This window comes from Yersinia sp. KBS0713 (assembly GCF_005937895.2).
Classification (GTDB): Bacteria; Pseudomonadota; Gammaproteobacteria; order Enterobacterales; family Enterobacteriaceae; genus Yersinia; species Yersinia bercovieri.
In genome coordinates this window covers 787,765-807,345 of record NZ_CP042173.1, presented here as the reverse complement: position 1 = coordinate 807,345, position 19,581 = coordinate 787,765, and the positions used below count along the sequence as shown (strand labels likewise).

Genomic DNA, 19,581 nt, shown 5'->3' with positions numbered 1-19,581 from the left:
AAAGTCTTTTATGCGGTGTTCAATAACAGTTCGTTTATTTTCACCGACATCAGTTAATAGAAAATAGTGCAGTTTGAATCAAGCGGTGCACACCGGTCTCCGTTTTGCTTTGGGTATACTCATATTCTTGCCCTTTGCGTTTATATCCCATTTTTGTGTAAGATATATTCACATCATTTATTGCAGTATTATTTTTCGTATAGGAGATACTCTGTGCCGTGGTGGTAAGACTCTGCCCTACCATTGATTTGCTTGTCCCTTTCAGATCCTGAGATGACCCAACAATAGAACTGGAACTGCCGGTAATACTCTCTGTGTGACCAGCAATCGTCAAGCTTGACGCGGGAGCTTGCATATTAAGTTTAACACCGCTGTTAATGGTAATAGCCAGTGGCGAACTAATAGTAATCCCCCCCAGAACATTTTCATCCCAACTGCCGGTGATACTGCGCTTTACATTCCCTTTGATATCCTCAGTTAAATTCCCTGTGATATCGATATTTACATTCCCTTTGATCTCCTGATGTTTATTGCCATCGGTGCGGTGTTGCATATTGCCCTGAATATGGATGTCCTGATCTTTTTCAGCTGAAATCTTCATATCACGTTCAGAGTGCAAAGCGACTGACTCCCCCCCCAGTGCATCATCAATCAGCAAATAACTGGACTTATCTGCAGAACCGCCTTTACTGCGAGTCATTATTCCCATGCGGGTTGCATCCTGGGGCAGATTAAGCGGCGGCTGATTGTCTTCATTATAAACTCGGCCAATAATCATTGGGCGGTCAGGGTCCCCATTAATAAAATCAACAATGACCTCTTCCCCTACTCGTGGTACTTGCACTGCACCATATTTCCATCCTGCCCATTGACTGGATACGCGGATCCAGCAAGAGCTGCTGTCATCCCCCTTTCCATAGCGGTCCCAACGAAAATGTACTTTTACTCGCCCATAGCGATCAGCCCAAATAGTCTCATTAGCGGGTCCGGTCACCACCGCTGTTTGCGGCCCAAAGGTACGTGGCCATAGGGTTTCACACGTGGGATGCCAAACAGTTGATGCAGGTACGACACTGAAAATGGTGCCGGATTGAGCAGAGATGAAATCTGCCGAGACATCCCCACTTTGCTGATAATCACACTCGATGCTCACCACCAGATAGGTTTTACTCCCAGAATTCCCACCATGATCCACTGAAATTCGTTGTCCTGGGACCATCGCGCCAGCACAAGCACGTGCTTGCCCTATAATCTGATATTGGCTCGCAGCAAATGCTTGTTGGCGCACTCGAGTATAAGTTTCACCATGTTTGCTATCGGTATAATGCCCTGCCCAATCAAAAATACTCACGGCTTCAGGGGCTTGAGAACCTGGGTTCTTTCTGGTCTGTAGCAGGCTAGCACGTGGTTTACGAAAATCATAATCATCGGTGCTATATAGCGCAGGGCCAATGATATCCTCTTCCCGCCAATCATAGATCCCAGCGACTTCATTACCCTTGTTATCTGCAGGAGTTAGCGCAAGTTTACTCACACCAGTAGCCTCATGTGCCTGCGGATGATCAGCAAGTACCATCACATGCTGATTGGACTCATGGCGGAAAAAGTAATAAATGCCTTCATGTTCCATCAAACGGCTAATAAAGGAGAAATCACTCTCCTGATACTGCACACAGTACTCCCACTCACGGTAGGATTCTAATAATTTACTTTCTAGTAATATATTGTGGCGATTGAGGAATTCCTGCACAATTTCTGGTACAGACTTTCCTTGCCAAATAGAGCAGTCGCGACCGCAACTTAAGTACCATAATGCCGGTTGCAGGGTAAGATCGTAAATATAATAATCACCGCGAGTCGTTGCGTGAATTTGTCGTGATACTGAGGTGATAACGCCACTAATATACCTTGCGGGTTGCCCCTCATCTTCAATATAAACGGACAGCGGCGTCCCTAAAAGGTCACGCTGGTCAACTTCAGCGGAAGAATTCAATAATGTCAGATTATATTTATAGAGTGTCGAAAGCGACTCACTACCGATTAAACGACTAAAAATCCATTCATCAGATAATTTCTTTGAGTTTAACTTGATCGTTCTTCGCATTAATTTCCACCACTCAGTTATCCATTTAACTTAATAAATATAATTTTTACATAGTGCTAACGGCAGCTCGCGATAGTCAAGAAAAAAATCAAACATATAATTAATTCATTGAATTCAGCACCACATGTAAATATCAAATTAATTTGAATTTTCGCACAAATTAAAAATCAACTCATTGTTATATAGTTATTTTTTTATTTTTACATATAAATTAGAAATCAGTGTACTTGTAACAAAAATAACAAAATGTAAAAATTAGTAATAAATAAAAAGTAATAATCACAATGGAGAAATATATATTTATCCCTTGACATCGATAACCTCGCATTATAACAATCCTATTCTGTGATTGTTTTTTATAATCATTATTATCAATGCAGGCATAACTCTGCCACTAGCATTGCACCTATATTAATCGAGGCAAAAATATTGCAATCTCGTGCGGTAGCTATGGTGGGAAGTAACTTATAAATATTATTTAACTCATAATAAAGTCATGGGTTAATACATAGAGCAATATATGGGTGAATAGATTTAACAACGTATCATTGGATTATTTTGGTGAAGCCATTTGACATCAGGATCAGTCACGCCTGTCAAAAATCGGTCACGTATATATCCTGGAAGTGTTCATTTCATTCATTTACAGCATATTAAAAATACTGCTAACAAATGAATTTTAGTCAAAATAACAGGATGTATTTGATGAAAATTGTAAAACCGTTACATCTGAGCATACTTCAGCGACCTTTCACCTTGCAGGGGCAGCATCATCTAGGTGTTTCCGTTTTGGTTCTGGCAGATATGGAGGAAACGCCACATTTATCTCCTGAAGCAGAATTGTGGAAACTTGTTAGCGAGGAATTAACCACGAGTGGAGGTCTCCTCGACCTTGCAATGCCTAAAAATTGTGCTGAGTTTCTCGCGACGGGTAACGCATATACCCATCATCAGAGTGATAAAACAACTTGTGCAGTAAAGATCCAGCTCGATATCCTTGAAAAAACCTTAATTGTTACCGGTGATCGCCACTGGGTTCAAGAAAGTTCCACTGAGCCATTACCCTTCACAAAAATGGGGCTTGGTTGGAGTAATGCGTTTGGCGGGCCACAATTTGTCGAGAACCCATACGGCGTAGGTGTCGCCCCTGAGCAACCCAACCCTAATGTGCATCAGAAACTGCCAAATATTGAATCGCCACAGGTTAGATTAACCTCTCCTCACCAAAATATTTTACCCGTCAGTTTTGACGCAATCGATATTACTTGCCCACGTCGTTTTACTCGCATTGGTAAAAACTATGATGCCGACTGGTTGGAAAATGATTTTCCCGGTTTTGCCAAGGATATTGACTGGCGCTTATTTAATATGGCGGAGAGTGATCAACAATTTCCTCAATATAATGAGTTACCTCCCCAAGCGAACTACTGTATCTGGAACATGCACCCCACTCAGCCACTCCAGCAGGGCAAACTTCCGCCCTGGCGAGCCCGCTGTTTTGTTAATAGCCTACGTGATGGTGAAGAGAAATTTGAAGAGATCACCATGCGCCACACCACGGTCTGGTTCTTTCCGCACCGTGAACAGATGGTATTAATTTATCAGGGGTATATTCGTGTTAGCGAAGATGATGCAACCGACATTCTGGAATTGATGCCAGCACTGGAAATTATCAACCAGCCACGCTCCTCAATTCACTACTATCAAGTGCTACAACAGCGATTGGATAAAGAAAAAGGTGCCCTATTCTCATTTCGTGAAAAGGATTTACTCCCTGAAATAGCTATTGCCACTGGTCTGAACGCCCATTCATCTCATACTCAAAGTCCGATACATGAAAATATATCAAATTTTGAACGTCATCAGCACGAATATTACCGTCTTAAGTTAGCGGAGGAAGGAAAAGATATTGAACAACTATTTCCCACCAGTAAGGAGACGACTCCCCCCTCGTTGGAACAACTGCCAGATTATGCTGCAAAATTAAAGCAACAAGCTGATGTATTGGAACTACAGATTAATAATGTGGGCCAGGCTGACCTATTTGCTCCGGAAAAATCGTCCAATCCTCACATGCCGTTTTCTGGTGCAGATAATTATCATCAGCAACTCAATCTGCTCTACAAGGGGGTAGGGAAAAACGATGAGAAAAGTGTGGCTCAGACTGAACAGACATTGTTTCAAACCTATCTAATGAGTGCTCAGGCCCAAGAACCAGCAACACGGCTAACCGGAAATACAATAGCAATAGTGCGTGACTATGTGGGTGCCGTAATGGCCAGAGATAAAAATCTCAGTGGTATAGATTTAACAGGAGCCGACTTGGCTGAGATGGATCTACGTCATGCTAATCTACGGGGGACATTACTTGAAAATGCTAATTTATATGGATGCAATCTTGAATATGCTTCTCTCCAGGAAGCTATGCTGGCACGGGCTGATCTCACTAACGCTAATCTGAGCCACACCCATTTAGAAAATGCATCTTTAGCATTAGCACAATGTGAAAATACTAATTTTACCTCTTCTCGTCTGATTGGAACTAATATCCATAAAACCTTATTTAAAAATTGCAATTTCACTGACGCCCTTCTGGAAAATTTGTTCGGTGACCAAACTATTTTTATTCAGTGCTTATTTCAGCGGGCCAATATTATTGATACCACCTTTATTGAACTCGAACTCAATGGTATGAGTTTTATTGAGGCGCAGATGAAAAAAGTCAGTTTTATCAAATGCCGTCTGCTGGAGTTCAATTGTAGTCACGCTCAGATAGAGAACGGTTGCTGGGTAGACACAAAAGCCATCGGCAGCAGTTTCCATGCAGCACATCTTGTCACCTGCTCTTTTACCGCTGGCAGCGACTTGGCGCAGGCCGATTTTAGTGATGCCACACTAAAACAATGTAATTTACGGCAGACCCCCTTACATCAAACCAGCTTTGAGCGGGCACGATTAGATAATAGCGATCTTTCGGAAGCACAGTTGATCAAAGCAAATCTACAATATCTGAACGGTAGTGGCAGCCTTTTTATCCGCAGCAACTTCTCTGAATCCCAACTCATGAATGCCAATTTGATCAGCGCGATAATGCAAAAGTCTATTTTAAGCGGTGCAGACCTACGCGGGGCCAATCTATTCCGTGCGGATATATCGCAATCACGTTTTGACGATATAACTAACTGGGATGGCGCCTATACCGAAAGCACCAAAATGCAGCCGCGTATCAAAGGAGAAAGCTGATGAGACTCAGTGCAACTCAGTTACAGCAACAAATAAAGCGTGGCGAATATGTCAGTGGACACAATATTGTTGGACTACAACTCAGCGGTATGGATCTTTCCGGCGGGATCTTTTCTGAACTAACAGCAACCGGGGTTGATTTCAGTCACTGTAATTTAAACGAGGCAGTATTTGATAACTGCCAACTGACTGATTGCGTATTCAACCACGCAAATATTATTAAAACACTGTTCAATAGTTGTGAATTAAGTCATGCCACATTTTTGGAGAGCCAATGTGAAGAAGCCATTTTTCACCACTGTACGTTAAATAATGCCGATTTTAGTGCGCTAACAATTAATAAAGTGAGTTTCACTGATAGCACTCTCTGCGGCAGCAACTTCACGGCAGGAAAATTAGAACGAACGACCTTTAACCAAACTGCAATGAGCGATGCCCTTTTAAATGATTGTCAGTTGAATCTTGTCACTTTTTTCCGCCTGGATTTACGCAATACACAGACCCTTGGTGCCCATTTTGATCAGGTCACTTTCTTCGAATGTGACCATCGTGGGAAAAGTTACGCAGGTCAACAATTGCAGGCTTGTCAATTTACCCATAATCAGTTGGACGATACTGATTTCAGCAATGCGGTATTGCGCCAAAGCAACTTTAAGGGAGCCTCTTTGCAACGCGCCAAGTTACATACAGTACAGGCTCAACAAACACTGTTTATAGAAGCCAACCTGACCGGGGCGCAGTGTCAATATGGGGAGTTTGATCAAGCAATATTCAACGGGGCTACGCTAAATAATGCCAGCTTTCATCAAGCGCGCCTTTTCCAAAGCCTGTTCCATTATTGTCAGGCAGAACGCTGCGATTTCAGTAAAAGCTATCTAGTTTACGCCGATTTTTCTTACGCCAATATTAATGAGGCAAACATGAGCTATGCCCATCTCATGCACACACGCTTACACGGAGCCAGGCAACAGCAAACGCACTGGAGTGATCGTAGTGGCGTATTAGAAAGGGATGAAGCGTTACATACCGCCGAAATCTGGAGCTCAGAACGCAAACTTTGATCCCCCATACTCAAGAGGCAACGCCATGAATACAGTCACAAAAAACCATTCAATCAGTAGCTTACTACCACAACAAACAGCAGGTTTGATTGCAGACAAGCTACCTGATGGCAGTTTGCTAGTGCAATATTCGAGTCAGGGTAGAGTTTGTCGTCAGGCAACCAGTTGCCTGGTGATGCCGAATATTGGTGATACGGTTCTGGTCGCCGACGCTGGTCAACAATTTTGGGTTATCGCGGTGTTGGAGCGAGCCGATCCAGGCACAGTGACACGCCTGAATGTGGTGGGTGATCTACAAATAGAAACACCCAGTGGTTCGCTGATATTACATAGCACTAAACAGGTCAAAATCAGTAGCGATACGCTGGCGATACAGGCACAAAGCGCTGACTGTAATATTGACAAAATGGCTTACAGCGGTAACGAGTTCTCTGGCTTTATTAGTCTGGTTCGTCTGGTCGGTAAACGTTACGAATCCTTATGGCATTCAATCATTCAAACCAGCCATACCTTATTTCGCCGAGTGCGTCAGATCGAACACGTACGTGCAGGACAACTTGATCTTCAGGCCGAGGATTATGCACGTTTGCATGCCCGTAACCTGATCATTACGTCAAAAAATATCACTAAACTGGATTCAGAACAGATCCATCTTGGATAAGGAATAACTATGTTTGCCAATACCCAAATGATGGGCATGGATATTGCGTTACCTGACGTTTGCTTAACGCCCAGTCCGCTTCCACTCCCCGTACCTTACCCAAACTTTGCATCGGCGCAGACAGCTATCCCAAATGCATTCAATATCTTATTCGTCGGTGCACCTGCGCACAATATGGCGACAATAATACCATTAACCAATGGCGATAGCCCTGGCGTTGCGGGTGGAGTCGCTTCCGCGACAGTGATGGGGCCATCACGCCATCTGTCCGGCGCATTCTCAGTATTGTTAAAAGGTTCACCCGCTACTCGACTCACCAGCAGCAGCCTACAAAATTCAACTAACGCTTCGGGTTCTCGTATGGTTCCAAGTCAGTTCAAAGTGCTGATCCTTGCCTCCTAACTCAATCCAAAAACCCTTTACAGCAGTAAAATTATAGTAAAAAGACAGAGTTAAAACCGAAAAATTCATTGATAAATCAACCAGTAACTTCCAGCGGCAAACACAAATAGCAACGGAAAAACATCATGAGAAAACCACATACTGCCTCAAGATGTTTGCATCTATTGCTAATCATTCTTGGTTTTATGCTACTGAGCAGTTGTACGTTTTCGTCCCCGGACGGCCCGCCTATCTACTGTTTGGTATTCGATGCCGATCGTCAGGTTAATACGGGAGTACAGCGACATCCCTTACCGATAAAGATACGCACACTGCTACTTCGTTCTGATGCAGAGTTTATGGATGCTGATTTCTTTAGCTTGCAAAACGATGCCCCGAACGCTCTTGGTAATAGCCTGCTGAGCAGCGATCAGTTCTTTCTGACGCCAGGGCAGAGAGGAAAAAAGCTACAGGGACAAATAGCACAAGATGCCCGTTACATCGGCGTTATTGCCGAATACCAAATCCTGAATGCTAAGGTTTGGCGCCTTTCCCTGCCGTTATCTACGATGCCCACAATAGATACCGACCAAGAGTGTCAATCTTCGTCAGATGGGCGGGGCACATATATCGTTGCGGGTATTGAGGGCTTGAAAACCATCAACACAAATGAATAGTAATCGGCTTTCTAAGGCAAGGAACGTATTTAATTATGATAATGAAAGAAGCTCATAAGATCGTTTGGACTGAAGGAATGTTTTTACGCCCACACCATTTTCAGCGGGCAGAACATTATCTGGAACATTACATACGCGCCTGGGGGCAAGCACACAATGGTTATTTCTGGGGTTTTTTAAATCTGGAAGTAGACCAAGAACTGCTACAGCAGGGCAAAATCGCACTGACTGAGGCTTGTGGCATCATGCCTGACGGAACGCCTTTCAACTTCAGCGGGGCACAATATGCGCCCACACCACTCGTGATAAAAACGAGTAAAAACAGTGAGAAAGTGGTACTGGCACTCCCCAGCCAACGTGCTGGTCGTGAGGAGATCATTTTTCAGGAGAAACCCGACGCACTAGCCCGTTATCTCGCGTATGAAGCGGAGGTCGATGATCTGAACGAGGTCTCCGTTAGCAGCACCGAGTTGCAATTTAGCTCCCTGCGTCTGCGTCTGATGCTGGAAAGCGACTTAAGTGCCGAGTGGACAGCATTAATTGTGGCGGAGATACAGGAAAAAAGTGATCCCCCCCGATTACAACTGGAAAAAAACTGCATTCCCCCAACACTTAATTGCCAAAACAACCATCAACTGAAAACCTTTATCAATGGTCTCGCAGGGCTGCTGCTGCAACGTAGCCTACAGATGAGCCTGCGCCTTCAGCAACCTGAGAACCGCAATAGTTCAGAAATGATTGATTTCATGCAGTTACAGTTGATTAACCGCTATGTGGGGCAAGTCAATCATGTCTCCCAGCTCAGTCATATACACCCGGAACGCCTGTTTGCCGAGTGGCTACAATTTGCCACTGAGCTGGCCAGTTTTTCTTTACAGCGTACACCTGATGCTCAGTTACCCGTGTATGACCACAACAATTTGGCTTATTGCTTTGGCGAACTGATGCTACTGCTGCGCCACGGGCTGTCAGTGATATTGAAAGACAACGCCATCCAACTGGCGTTGGTTGAGCGCTCCCCAGGGCTCAATGTCGCCATCATACAAGACGCAGCTATGATACGGGATTTCGATTTTGTTTTGGCAGTACGCGCTAATGTCACGGCTGACGTGCTATTGGCACATTTTCCGGCACAAATGAAGATTGCCCCCATCACCCAGATCCGCGATATCGTGCAGTTACAACTCCCAGGCATCAAGTTATGCAACACCTCAACGGCACCGCGTCAAATCCCGTACCACTCAGGCTATACCTACTTTCAACTAGAGAAGAGCGGTGACCTGTGGGAACAGATGGAACAATCCAGTGCTTTTGCCCTGTATTTGGCTGGTGATTTTCCTGGCATGAATATGGAATTTTGGGCCATTCGCAACCATACGGACAGGTAACCATGACTCAGGAAAAAACTCAATTAGTCTCTGGGAGCAATTCGCTGGTCTCTGCGGCCAGGCCGCTGCTGAATATTATTGCTAAAATTCGCCAGTCAGCGACCCATGATAACCCGACACAATTACGCCAACATTTGATTGAAGAGATCAGGCGTTTTGAACTTCGCTGCCAACTCGACAATCTGCCGTATGAAATCACTATTGGTGCACGTTATTGTTTGTGCACTTCACTGGATGAAGCTGCCGCGCTGATGCCCGCCTGGGGAGATGACAACATCTGGTCAGGGAATGGGCTGCTGGTCACTTTCCACAATGAAACCTTTGGCGGCGATAAGTTTTTTGATCTGCTCGCCAAGTTATCGCAAAACCCACACAAATATATCGAATTACTGGAGTTATTAAATTACTGCCTACTGCTCGGATTCAAAGGGCGTTACAAAGTCATGGACAACGGCCATTCACTGTTAGAAACGCTGAAACAGCGCCTGCAACAGCGCATTCGTTTGGTGCGTGGCGGTTATAGCGAGCTACTCTCTCCAGATGCCCAGACGTTTTCGGTTCAACAAAAACGCAGGAAGCCTAAGATGCCATTGTGGGCGAGCACCAGTCTCACCGCATTCCTGGCCTCACTACTGTTCATTGTGTTGAGCTGGAAGTTGGATGATGCCACTCGCCCAGTGCTGGCATCAATTTACCAGGTAGCCTTACCACAGTGGCTCACTCCCTTACCTATACCAGCAGTGTCCCCAGTATTAAATCTGGCGAACTTCCTGCAGGAAGAAATTGCCAGTGGGATGGTGGTGGTTCGTACCGATGACAAACAAAGTGTCATTGCTCTCAGAGGAGACGGGCTGTTCGACTCCGGTATGATCACAATACGCCCCGCCTACAATCAGGTCATTAATCACATCGGCAACGCACTGAACGGCGTCAGCGGTAAGATCATGGTCACGGGTTATAGCGATAATGTCCCTATTCGCAAATCAACCTTCACGTCCAATTCAGCACTTTCATTGGCCCGAGCAAATGCAGTCGGAAGCCAATTGCAAAAATACCTTGATAGTGCACAACGGGTAAAAACTGAAGGTCGTGGTGAAGCCAATCCGGTAGCCCCCAATGACAGCAAAAAGGATCGGGCATTAAACCGTCGGGTTGAAATTACATTATTAGTTCCGCCGGAAAATACGAAAACGGAATTGAATAAATTGCAGTAAAGGAACAATCAAAAATGTTAAAAAAATTACTCTCTATCCTTACCAATCGCTTGGTATGGGGAACTGTCGGCATCTCTATTTTGGCATTAGCCATTTGGATATTCGGCCCACAGGTTGCCATCGGTAAAAGCCAACCCATGAAGTTGGAATTGAACCGCATCATTATCATCAGTGTCATCTATCTTCTCTGGGGGCTTTGGTACACTATTTCACGCCGTAATCGTGCCGCTTCCCCGCGTAATTTGAATGTCACTGATGCTTCATCAGAGAAAAATAAAAACCAGGAAGAACCGCAGCAAGAGAGTGACTTGACGCAGCGTTTTAACGAGGTGAAACAACGGCTGAAAAAAGCCTATTTCTTAAACCATACCGGTAAATTCCGTTGGATATCCTGTTTCAGTCAACACTATTTGTACCAGTTGCCCTGGTATATGGTCATCGGCGCACCAGGTGCTGGGAAAACCACTGCGTTGGTCAACTCGGGGCTGAATTTTCCTTTGGCGGACCATATCAACCCTTTATCCCTGCACAATACCGGCACTACCCGTGATTGTGACTGGTGGTTTACGAATGACGCCATACTGCTGGATACTGCGGGCCGTTACAGCATCCCCCATGGTCAGTACGATGAGAATACCGACGAATGGAAAAGATTCGTCGGTTTACTGAAAAAATATCGCCCTCGCCAGCCCATCAATGGCGTAGTCGTCACTATCAGTATTTTGGATCTACTCTCTGATAGCCCCGAATCCTTGGCTAAACAGGCCAATGAGCTACGCAAAAGACTGCTATCACTTGACGAACAATTGGGTATCCGCTTTCCGATCTATGTCATCATCAGCAAGAGTGATTTACTGCAGGGTTTCTCCGCTTATTTCGGTAATTTCGATAATAAACAACGTGAACAAATCTGGGGCTTGGTATTCCCTTATGAGGCCTCTACTCAGCCTGATTTCCACCTCGGCCATGAGTTTGAGCACCAATATGCCCTGCTGGAACAGCGACTCATTGATGCATTACCGGATACTCTGCTGACTAATCACTCAATGAATCAACGTGCAGAAAGTCATCTTTTTCCTCAACAATTTTCTGCATTACGCCCATTACTTCGTCAATATCTGGACACTTTATTCGTTACGTCAAGCTTTGAAACCCGTTTTATCCCACGCGGCATCTACTTCACCAGCGCGACTCAAGAAGGTTTACCCATTGACCAGGTGATGGGCGAATTAAGTCACTATTTACAGCTCTCTACTGCGGGCAGTCACGGCGATAGTTCGCCCCTTACGGCGGGCCTCCCCCCAAAAGCGTTAGAGCCGCCCGTCCCTAAACAGAGTTTTTTTCTGAAAAAAATGCTGGAAGACGTTGTATTTCGAGAGGCGGGACTGGCCAGCAGTAACAAATGGTGGGAATACCGTAACCGCGCACTTCACTGGGCGGGCTATATTCTGTTAGCAGCAATAGCGACAACATTAACTGTTTTATGGAGCAGTAATTACATCGACAGCAAAACCTACCTGACAGAGGTCAGAACCAAGGTGGCATCACTCGAGCGCCAGGGGCAAAAACTCTCACCACCGAAGCCAGAAGATATGCTCTCCATACTGCCATTTCTTGACAGTGTGCTGTCCCTGCCAGAAAGTCAGGATTTCCCGCTAAGGAACCCGCCGTTCACTTATCATATGGGCCTCTATTCTGGTGATGAAGTGAGTACAGCCAGTAATAAGTTGTACCAAAAAGCGCTAAAAGAACTGCTATTACCCCTGTTAGTTCAACAAATTACCAATACCCTGCGTAACGACCCACAAAATGATGTGGAGTTCAGCTATGAAGCACTGAAAGCGTACCAAATGCTATTTCTATCGGAGCGGTATGACGGTAAGTATTTGCGCTCTTGGGTGATACTCAACCTACAGCGCAACTTGCCGCAAGGGGTTCCACAAATACTGTTACAGCGGCTTGAATGGCACCTGAGCCAGTTGCTTGACAATCAGACTCAGATTTCACCCTACACCAAAAATCAACTGTTAGTGGAGCGAAGCCAGGCGATTATCAACCAGGTTCCATTATCTCAACGGGTCTATAGCAGACTAAAACGCCAGCTTAAACGCCAATGGCTCAGCCAGGCTGAGATAAAATTGGTGAACTTATTGACTCTGGCGGGGCCGCAAGCCGAGTTAGTCTTCTCCCGCAAGAGCGGTAAACCTCTGACGGATAGTGTGTCGGAGCTATTTACCCCACAAGGTTGGTCTGCATTCAACAAAGATATTGACCGCGCCGTCGATACACTGCGGGAAGAGGATACTTGGGTATTGGACAGCGGCCCAATAGAGCAAAAAAGGGCTATTTTGATTACCACTATACAACAGCTGTATATGCAGGAATTTATCAAAAACTGGGATGAGTTATTAAACGACATTCAATTGACAAATATTAGCAACCTGGAACAACGAATTAGTAGCGCACGCTTATTATCCAGCCCTCACTCTCCTTTGCTTAATTTACTGATGAACGTCAGTAAAAACACCCTGTTGCGCACTGACGCCCGCAACGGACTACTCGATAAAACCAAAAGCAAATTGAACCAGAGTAACAACCCAACATTGGATGTATTGTTTAATTCCACAACAGCCAATATTGGTGATGATATCGCGACTCAGCCTGTGCAGGCCATTAGGGCACATTACGCCCCATGGTTAGAGTTGTCTCGCAGTCAGGAGCAGGGTAATAAAGCCATTCCGTTCGATAATATACTCAAACAAGTGGATGAACTGTATAACTATCTGACTGCGGTGCAAGGGGCGACCAACAGTGGTATCGCAGTTCCACCAAGCGATATTATCTCACGTCTACAGGCAGATTCAGGGCGTTTACCCGAGCCACTCAAATCAATGTTGTTATCGCTAGCAGTGGGCGCGAGTAGCGACACTCAACATAAAGAGATGGAAAATCTCAAGCAGCGTATTAACTTCGAAGTGAGCAGTTTCTGCCAACAGGAAATAGCCAAACGCTATCCTTTATCCCCTCACGCCAAACAGGAAATCACGCCTGACGATCTGGCCCATATATTCGCCCCCAATATTGGCCTGATGGACAAATTCTTTCGCGACAATTTACAAGGGAAGGTGGATACCAGACAAAATAACTGGGCTTTTACCCCAGGAGTGGATGGCAAAATACTCCCTAGCAGCGGCAATATCCTGCAATCATTCCAACAGGCACAACAGATCCGTAATACTTTTTTTGCCGGCAGCACTCCTGCACCATCTTATCGCGTAACAGTACGCCCGGTGCGGATGGATAGCGACATTCTCAAGCTAACATTGGATATTGACGGGCAGCTGTTCAAGTATAGCCATGGCCCACTGGTGCCACTGGTAGTGACCTGGCCGGGTACACGTAATACTGACATGGTATCTCTACAATTAACGCTGGCTAATGGCTCTAGTGCTAATTTAACCACCAGCGGTCCGTGGGCGCTGAACCGTATGGTTGATATGGCGCAACCCTCTGAGGGCAGCAATAATCAATTGGCCTTCAATGGCAAACAATCCACCTTCAATATAGACGGTCATCGAGTCACACTGGAATTCATCGCAAACAGTATCTATAGCCCCTTTCAATTACCGGCTTTCTCCTGCCCTTAAAGCAACTTGCCTCTTGCGACAACATATGAAACCTAACCGACTAACCACCTGATAAAGGCGATTTAAAGCATGACGTCTGAATTAATCAATAAGTTGCTATCCCCCATAAATACAGCAAATCCTTGTGGGGAAAACTTAGAGTATGATGCTGATTTTTTGGCCTTGGAGCAGGCTTTTATAGGCAAGGCCGAACAACAATTTGGCGATACGATTATCCCCGCACAAACACCAGATTGGATGTTGGTTGAAGGTTTGGCCTGCAACTTACTGACACGCACTAAAGACTTGCGCATCATGTTATATCTCACCCGAGCCTGGACTCAATTACGGGGCCTACAGGGTTATGCCGATGGGCTGGAGCTAATCTATCAAACACTGGAAAACTATTGGAGTTCTCTATTTCCATCACTGGAGTTTGGGGGGGAAATCGACCCACTATTACGCACCAATGTGCTGGCAGAATTGGGTGATAAATCCATCCTGGCAACCTGTGTGTATAACAGCACTCTATTAAAAGAGACGGGCAGTGAAATTTCATTGCTAGCCGCGAGTGACTTACTTAATGGCAATAATCAAGATAATCCGAATTTCCCAGGGGGGCGCACACGTCTACAGAGCGAATTAATGCGCCAACAGCAATCTGTAACTCAACTGATTACCGACATCCCTCGATATCTTATCGCTATCCACAAGCAGGTAACGCAACATTTAGGGGAAGCGGCGCAACCAGAATTTAATAATTTATTGAAAAAATTCAATACTATTGCTCAAGCCTGCCATCCGCCTCCAACCAGCCAACAGCCGCCAATGGCAACACAGCAGCTATCCATATTAACCCCACAAGCCACGCCAGCAGCATTCGACTGGCACGGTTTGCAAGTTCAATCACGCGATGATGCGCAACTGCTACTCGAGAAGGTAAAAAACTATTTTTACCTTTATGAACCCAGTCATCCGGCGCCATTGATGATCGATCGGGCGCAAAAACTGATAGCCCTGGATTTCATACAAATCATTCAAAACCTGATCCCCAATGGCCTTAGCCAGTTGGAGACCATTCTGGGCCAAACTTATGGCGAGGATCATCACTAATCATCATTTTTATGATGATCCTTTTTTGGCTTATCAGTGCCCGAGCTAAATGCTCAATTCTCGTAACCCCGACCAACAGACGGCGGGATAAACTTTTAATCATTATCTGATGTTAGATGGAGTGAATTATGTCCGGACAAAAATTCATCGCCCGTAATCGTGCACCACGTGTACAAATTGAATACGATATTGAGCTATACGGTGCAGAGCGCAAAGTTGAATTACCATTCGTCATGGGAGTCATGGCCGATTTGGCCGGAAAATCTACCGAACCTCAGTCAAGTGTTGGTGAACGCCAGTTCCTCGAAATCGATATCGACAACTTTGACGAGCGCATGAAATCACTCAAACCGAGAGTCGCCTACCAGGTAGACAATACCTTAAGCGGTGAAGGTAAGCTGAATATCGATCTGAGTTTCGAAAGTATGGACGCGTTTTCTCCCGCTGCTATCGCCCGCAAAATTCCAGCACTGAATCACCTACTTGATGCGCGGACTGAATTATCCAATCTGCTCTCCTATATGGATGGCAAGAATGGAGCAGAGGAACTGATCTCACAAATACTGCAAAATCCCGAGATGCTGAAGTCCCTTGTTAGTGCTCCCAAACCTGAAACCGAAGACAACAATAGTGACGACAATAAATCTGAGGAGTAATTAATGAATGATTTACAGTTGCAACAGCCATTTCAGCAAGCGACGGATATTCTATCCAGTGATGATTTCAACGCGCTGTTGAGTAAACAATTCCGACCAAAAACTGATCAGGCTAAAGAGTCAGTAGAAAATGCGGTGAAAATATTGGCTCAACAGGCGCTGAAAACAACGGTCTCAATTTCATCAGATGCTTATCACACCATTCAGGCATTAATTGCTGAGATTGATGAAAAACTATCACAACAAATCAATCAGATAATTCATCACGAAGACTTTCAAAAAATAGAGGGGGCATGGACTGGGCTAGACTTCCTGGTGCGCAACTCCGAAACTGACAATATGCTGAAAATACGCTTTATGAGTATTTCCAAGCAAGAGTTAGGTCGTACATTAAAACGGCATAAGGGTGCTGGCTGGGATCAGAGCCCGATATTCAAGAAAGTCTACGAGGAAGAGTATGGTCAGTTTGGTGGGGAACCCTTTGGTTGCCTGGTGGGAGATTACTATTTCGACCACAGCCCACCCGATGTGGAGCTGCTGGGCGAAATGGCGAAGATTGGTGCCGCATCCCATTGCCCGTTTATCACTGGCACGTCGCCGAATGTGATACAGATGGAGTCTTGGCAGGAGCTAGCCAACCCGCGCGATCTGAGCAAAATCTTCCAGAATACTGAATATGCCGCCTGGCGCAGTTTGCGCGAGTCTGAAGACTCACGCTATTTAGGTATGGTAATGCCACGTTTTCTGGCACGGCTGCCATACGGTATCCTCACTAACCCGGTGGATGATTTCAACTTTGAGGAGAATTGTCACGATGCGGCACAGGGCAATTATGTTTGGGCAAATGCTGCCTACGCGATGGCTGTCAATATCAACCGATCATTCAAAGAGTTTGGTTGGTGTAGCGCAATACGTGGTGTGGAATCCGGCGGTGCCATAGGGGAGTTACCATGCCACACTTTCTCAAGTGATGATGGCAGTATGAATGTACAGTGCCCAACAGAAGTTGCCATCAGTGATCGCCGAGAGAGTGAACTCGCGAAAAATGGTTTTATGCCGTTGGTGTACCGCAAAAACTCCGACGTGGCTGCATTTATTGGCGCCCAATCATTACAAAAGTCAGCGGAGTATCATGACCCAGATGCCACAGCCAATGCGCACCTCTCAGCCCGCCTTCCCTATCTATTTGCCTGCTGTCGCTTTGCGCACTACCTCAAGTGCATTGTGCGCGATAAAATTGGCTCTTTCCAAGAGCGTGAAGACATGGAACGTTGGCTCAATAACTGGATCATGAATTATGTTGATGGTGACCCAGTTAACTCCTCACAGGTAGTCAAATGCCGTAAACCACTGGCGGCAGCTGAAGTCGTCGTCGAGGAAAACGAAGATAACCCCGGATACTACAGTGCCAAATTTTTCCTGCGTCCACATTATCAGCTAGAAGGTTTGACGGTATCCTTGCGCCTGACATCAAAATTACCTTCGTTAAAACAAAATAATGCTTAAGTACTATCTCTAATTGATTATTATTAATTAGATGTTCATATCTCGTATATTTATATATGTTAATAACTCTAATTAAAATAAGACTGCATAGATACATTAATATGCAGTTTCATATGCCATGATTATGGCAAAATCGGCGTGTAATATCAGAGAGTTAATGGGAATAGACCATCCTATTTATTACCCTATTAACACTACTGAAATTAATTGCCAAATCGATCTATCCAACCATGATAAAGGATAACACTATGAGTGAACTTAATACCGATATGTTTCTAAAAATTAGTCATGTTAAAGGTGAATCCAAAGACAAATCATATAAGGAAACAATAGCTATTAACTCTTTTTCCTGGGGAGCTACACAGCCGGGAAATATGGGCAGCGGTGGTGGGGGAGGAGCTGGTAAAGTGATTTATCACGACTTGCACATTAATGCTTTCATCGATATAGCAACTCCAACAATGCTGAGATTCTGCAGTACAGGCAAACACATAGATGAAGTTGTGTTATCTGTTTGTAAAGCCGGGAATGCTGGATCAAAATTTGAGTATTTAACTATCACCTTAAAAGAAGCCTTGATTACGGCCATGCAATATACTGGGCCTGGTCATAACGGACAAGTTGGTATGATTTATACTTTCCAAGCTGCAATAGTAGATCAAAAGTATACTGAGCAAACAAAGGATGGGGGTCAAGGTTTAGGTAAAAACTTTGGATGGAATATCAAACAAGGCGTTGAAGTTTAATAAAAAACTCCCCAGGGTAATACCTGGGGTTCTATTTTACATTAAAAAATAAAATATAATAATTGAATCATTAGTCACATTTTATTTACTCTAAAATTAGCAGGAATAACTTATGCAACCACATAATGAAAAAAAACAAAATAATAAGATCTGCCATGTCAATTGCTGTCATAATTTATTTTCAAGAAGCACTCTTAACAACAGTGGAAATAACTATATTTTTAATAAAAATGAAAAAACACCTTACCGCATGCTTATTGTAACAGTATCTGCTGATGATAAATGCTATATCATAAACTATGACAACATTTCCAACATATTATTAAATAATGCACCTCTGGCAGAGAGTAAACAAATGGAATTGCTACACGGAGATCGCCTCTGCATCAATAACTACCAATTACAAATCAGTCAGTTACAACAATCAAATGCAATACCACAGTCTTGCGAAAGAGAAGTTCAGGCGACAGAACTCACCGATATCAAAGACGAAAAATACAATAAAAACCTCATTGAAGATAAAATTTGGGATACTCTATTAGAAGAGTTTCCTATGCCATTTTCTGCCTCCTCACCGTTGGTGGATGTCAGCGAAAATAATAAAATTATGCAACCCTCACCCGAACTACCCACGGATAAACCAGGGGAGAACCTGGCGGGTCACATTCATGTGCAACAGAGAACAAGTGACCCCATGGCACTGTTCGATAACAGTACTGTTTTTGAATATGAAAACTTGCTGGCAGATACGACACCAAGCGTGTTATTGGCTGAGGATAATCAACAACTACAGCACTCAATCGCCCCACCGCATACGCCAAAAAATAATAGTTTTGAAGAGCACATGATACCGAAAATTATGGATACCATACAACCAGAAAAAAAACCTTCTGTGGCACTAAACAATAAAGATATATACCAGAACAGAACCCCCATAATTATTGCCCATGCTCTACAATCCTTAAATCCAATAACATTGATAGAAGAAGTCCGTAGTACACGCAGCATATCACGGTGGCCTCTACCCTATTATCGTAAAGCAATTTTATGGGATCACTTTGTAAAATCTTATCATCAACTTATTGTCGACACGAAGAGTGGGCATCTATCTGAGCTAATTCAAGCAAGTCAACCAACGCAAAACATGACAGACCAAATCTAAAGAGTAGCCAGATACCTGAATAGATACCGCCATCTAACAAAAA

The 19,581-nt window shown here is 44.5% G+C and carries 14 protein-coding genes; 13 read left to right on the top strand and 1 reads right to left on the bottom strand.

Features of this window, described 5'->3' with window-relative positions:
• Window positions 1-49: 49 nt before the first annotated feature.
• Window positions 50-2,104, bottom strand: coding sequence for a type VI secretion system Vgr family protein (locus FFE93_RS03700; RefSeq protein WP_005272179.1), 2,055 nt, complete (start codon window positions 2,102-2,104; stop codon window positions 50-52).
• Between the two features lie 705 nt (window positions 2,105-2,809).
• Here FFE93_RS03700 and FFE93_RS03695 point away from each other — a divergent pair.
• From FFE93_RS03695 to FFE93_RS03635, 13 genes are all read left to right on the top strand, one after another.
• Window positions 2,810-5,347 carry a DUF2169 domain-containing protein gene (locus tag FFE93_RS03695; RefSeq protein ID WP_138774786.1) on the top strand — a complete coding sequence of 846 codons (2,538 nt, stop codon included), beginning with the start codon at window positions 2,810-2,812 and terminating at the stop codon, window positions 5,345-5,347.
• A complete protein-coding gene (locus FFE93_RS03690; RefSeq protein ID WP_138774785.1) occupies window positions 5,347-6,408 on the top strand; it encodes a pentapeptide repeat-containing protein in 1,062 nt (353 codons plus the stop codon). The genes FFE93_RS03695 and FFE93_RS03690 overlap by 1 nt, the downstream gene beginning before the upstream one ends.
• A gap of 25 nt (window positions 6,409-6,433) precedes the next feature.
• Window positions 6,434-7,069: a DUF3540 domain-containing protein gene (locus tag FFE93_RS03685; protein WP_005272176.1), complete on the top strand. Its 636-nt coding sequence runs from the start codon at window positions 6,434-6,436 to the stop codon at window positions 7,067-7,069.
• A 9-nt stretch (window positions 7,070-7,078) separates the two neighbouring features.
• Window positions 7,079-7,471, top strand: coding sequence for a DUF4150 domain-containing protein (locus tag FFE93_RS03680; protein WP_005272173.1), 393 nt, complete (start codon window positions 7,079-7,081; stop codon window positions 7,469-7,471).
• Window positions 7,472-7,596: 125 nt separating this feature from the next.
• Window positions 7,597-8,127: a type VI secretion system lipoprotein TssJ gene (gene tssJ / locus FFE93_RS03675; protein ID WP_032896926.1), complete on the top strand. Its 531-nt coding sequence runs from the start codon at window positions 7,597-7,599 to the stop codon at window positions 8,125-8,127.
• Between the two features lie 41 nt (window positions 8,128-8,168).
• Window positions 8,169-9,515, top strand: coding sequence for a type VI secretion system baseplate subunit TssK (tssK, locus tag FFE93_RS03670; RefSeq protein ID WP_032896924.1), 1,347 nt, complete (start codon window positions 8,169-8,171; stop codon window positions 9,513-9,515).
• Between the two features lie 2 nt (window positions 9,516-9,517).
• Window positions 9,518-10,729, top strand: a complete 1,212-nt coding sequence (locus tag FFE93_RS03665; protein WP_138774784.1) for a DotU family type VI secretion system protein — start codon at window positions 9,518-9,520, stop codon at window positions 10,727-10,729.
• A gap of 14 nt (window positions 10,730-10,743) precedes the next feature.
• Window positions 10,744-14,376, top strand: a complete 3,633-nt coding sequence (gene tssM / locus FFE93_RS03660) for a type VI secretion system membrane subunit TssM (protein ID WP_138774783.1) — start codon at window positions 10,744-10,746, stop codon at window positions 14,374-14,376.
• 69 nt (window positions 14,377-14,445) lie between these two features.
• A complete protein-coding gene (gene tssA / locus FFE93_RS03655; protein ID WP_054873073.1) occupies window positions 14,446-15,468 on the top strand; it encodes a type VI secretion system protein TssA in 1,023 nt (340 codons plus the stop codon).
• Window positions 15,469-15,596: 128 nt separating this feature from the next.
• On the top strand, window positions 15,597-16,124 hold the full coding sequence (tssB, locus tag FFE93_RS03650) for a type VI secretion system contractile sheath small subunit (RefSeq protein WP_005272151.1): 528 nt from the start codon (window positions 15,597-15,599) through the stop codon (window positions 16,122-16,124).
• A gap of 3 nt (window positions 16,125-16,127) precedes the next feature.
• Window positions 16,128-17,630 (top strand): type VI secretion system contractile sheath large subunit, encoded by a 1,503-nt coding sequence (gene tssC / locus FFE93_RS03645; protein ID WP_005272148.1) that lies wholly within the window; start codon window positions 16,128-16,130, stop codon window positions 17,628-17,630.
• Window positions 17,631-17,878: 248 nt separating this feature from the next.
• Window positions 17,879-18,376, top strand: coding sequence for an Hcp family type VI secretion system effector (locus FFE93_RS03640; RefSeq protein WP_138774782.1), 498 nt, complete (start codon window positions 17,879-17,881; stop codon window positions 18,374-18,376).
• 112 nt (window positions 18,377-18,488) lie between these two features.
• Complete coding sequence (locus tag FFE93_RS03635; RefSeq protein WP_138774781.1) at window positions 18,489-19,538, top strand: hypothetical protein; 1,050 nt, start codon at window positions 18,489-18,491, stop codon at window positions 19,536-19,538.
• Window positions 19,539-19,581: the final 43 nt, after the last annotated feature.

Coding starts and splice junctions, on each gene's coding strand:
- FFE93_RS03665 (WP_138774784.1), top strand. CDS start 9,518: ATGACTCAGGAAAAAACTCAATTAGTCTCTGGGAGCAATTCGCTGGTC.
- FFE93_RS03695 (WP_138774786.1), top strand. CDS start 2,810: ATGAAAATTGTAAAACCGTTACATCTGAGCATACTTCAGCGACCTTTC.
- FFE93_RS03690 (WP_138774785.1), top strand. CDS start 5,347: ATGAGACTCAGTGCAACTCAGTTACAGCAACAAATAAAGCGTGGCGAA.
- tssC (WP_005272148.1), top strand. CDS start 16,128: ATGAATGATTTACAGTTGCAACAGCCATTTCAGCAAGCGACGGATATT.
- tssM (WP_138774783.1), top strand. CDS start 10,744: ATGTTAAAAAAATTACTCTCTATCCTTACCAATCGCTTGGTATGGGGA.
- FFE93_RS03685 (WP_005272176.1), top strand. CDS start 6,434: ATGAATACAGTCACAAAAAACCATTCAATCAGTAGCTTACTACCACAA.
- FFE93_RS03635 (WP_138774781.1), top strand. CDS start 18,489: ATGCAACCACATAATGAAAAAAAACAAAATAATAAGATCTGCCATGTC.
- FFE93_RS03640 (WP_138774782.1), top strand. CDS start 17,879: ATGAGTGAACTTAATACCGATATGTTTCTAAAAATTAGTCATGTTAAA.
- FFE93_RS03680 (WP_005272173.1), top strand. CDS start 7,079: ATGTTTGCCAATACCCAAATGATGGGCATGGATATTGCGTTACCTGAC.
- FFE93_RS03700 (WP_005272179.1), bottom strand. CDS start 2,104: ATGCGAAGAACGATCAAGTTAAACTCAAAGAAATTATCTGATGAATGG.
- tssK (WP_032896924.1), top strand. CDS start 8,169: ATGAAAGAAGCTCATAAGATCGTTTGGACTGAAGGAATGTTTTTACGC.
- tssJ (WP_032896926.1), top strand. CDS start 7,597: ATGAGAAAACCACATACTGCCTCAAGATGTTTGCATCTATTGCTAATC.
- tssA (WP_054873073.1), top strand. CDS start 14,446: ATGACGTCTGAATTAATCAATAAGTTGCTATCCCCCATAAATACAGCA.
- tssB (WP_005272151.1), top strand. CDS start 15,597: ATGTCCGGACAAAAATTCATCGCCCGTAATCGTGCACCACGTGTACAA.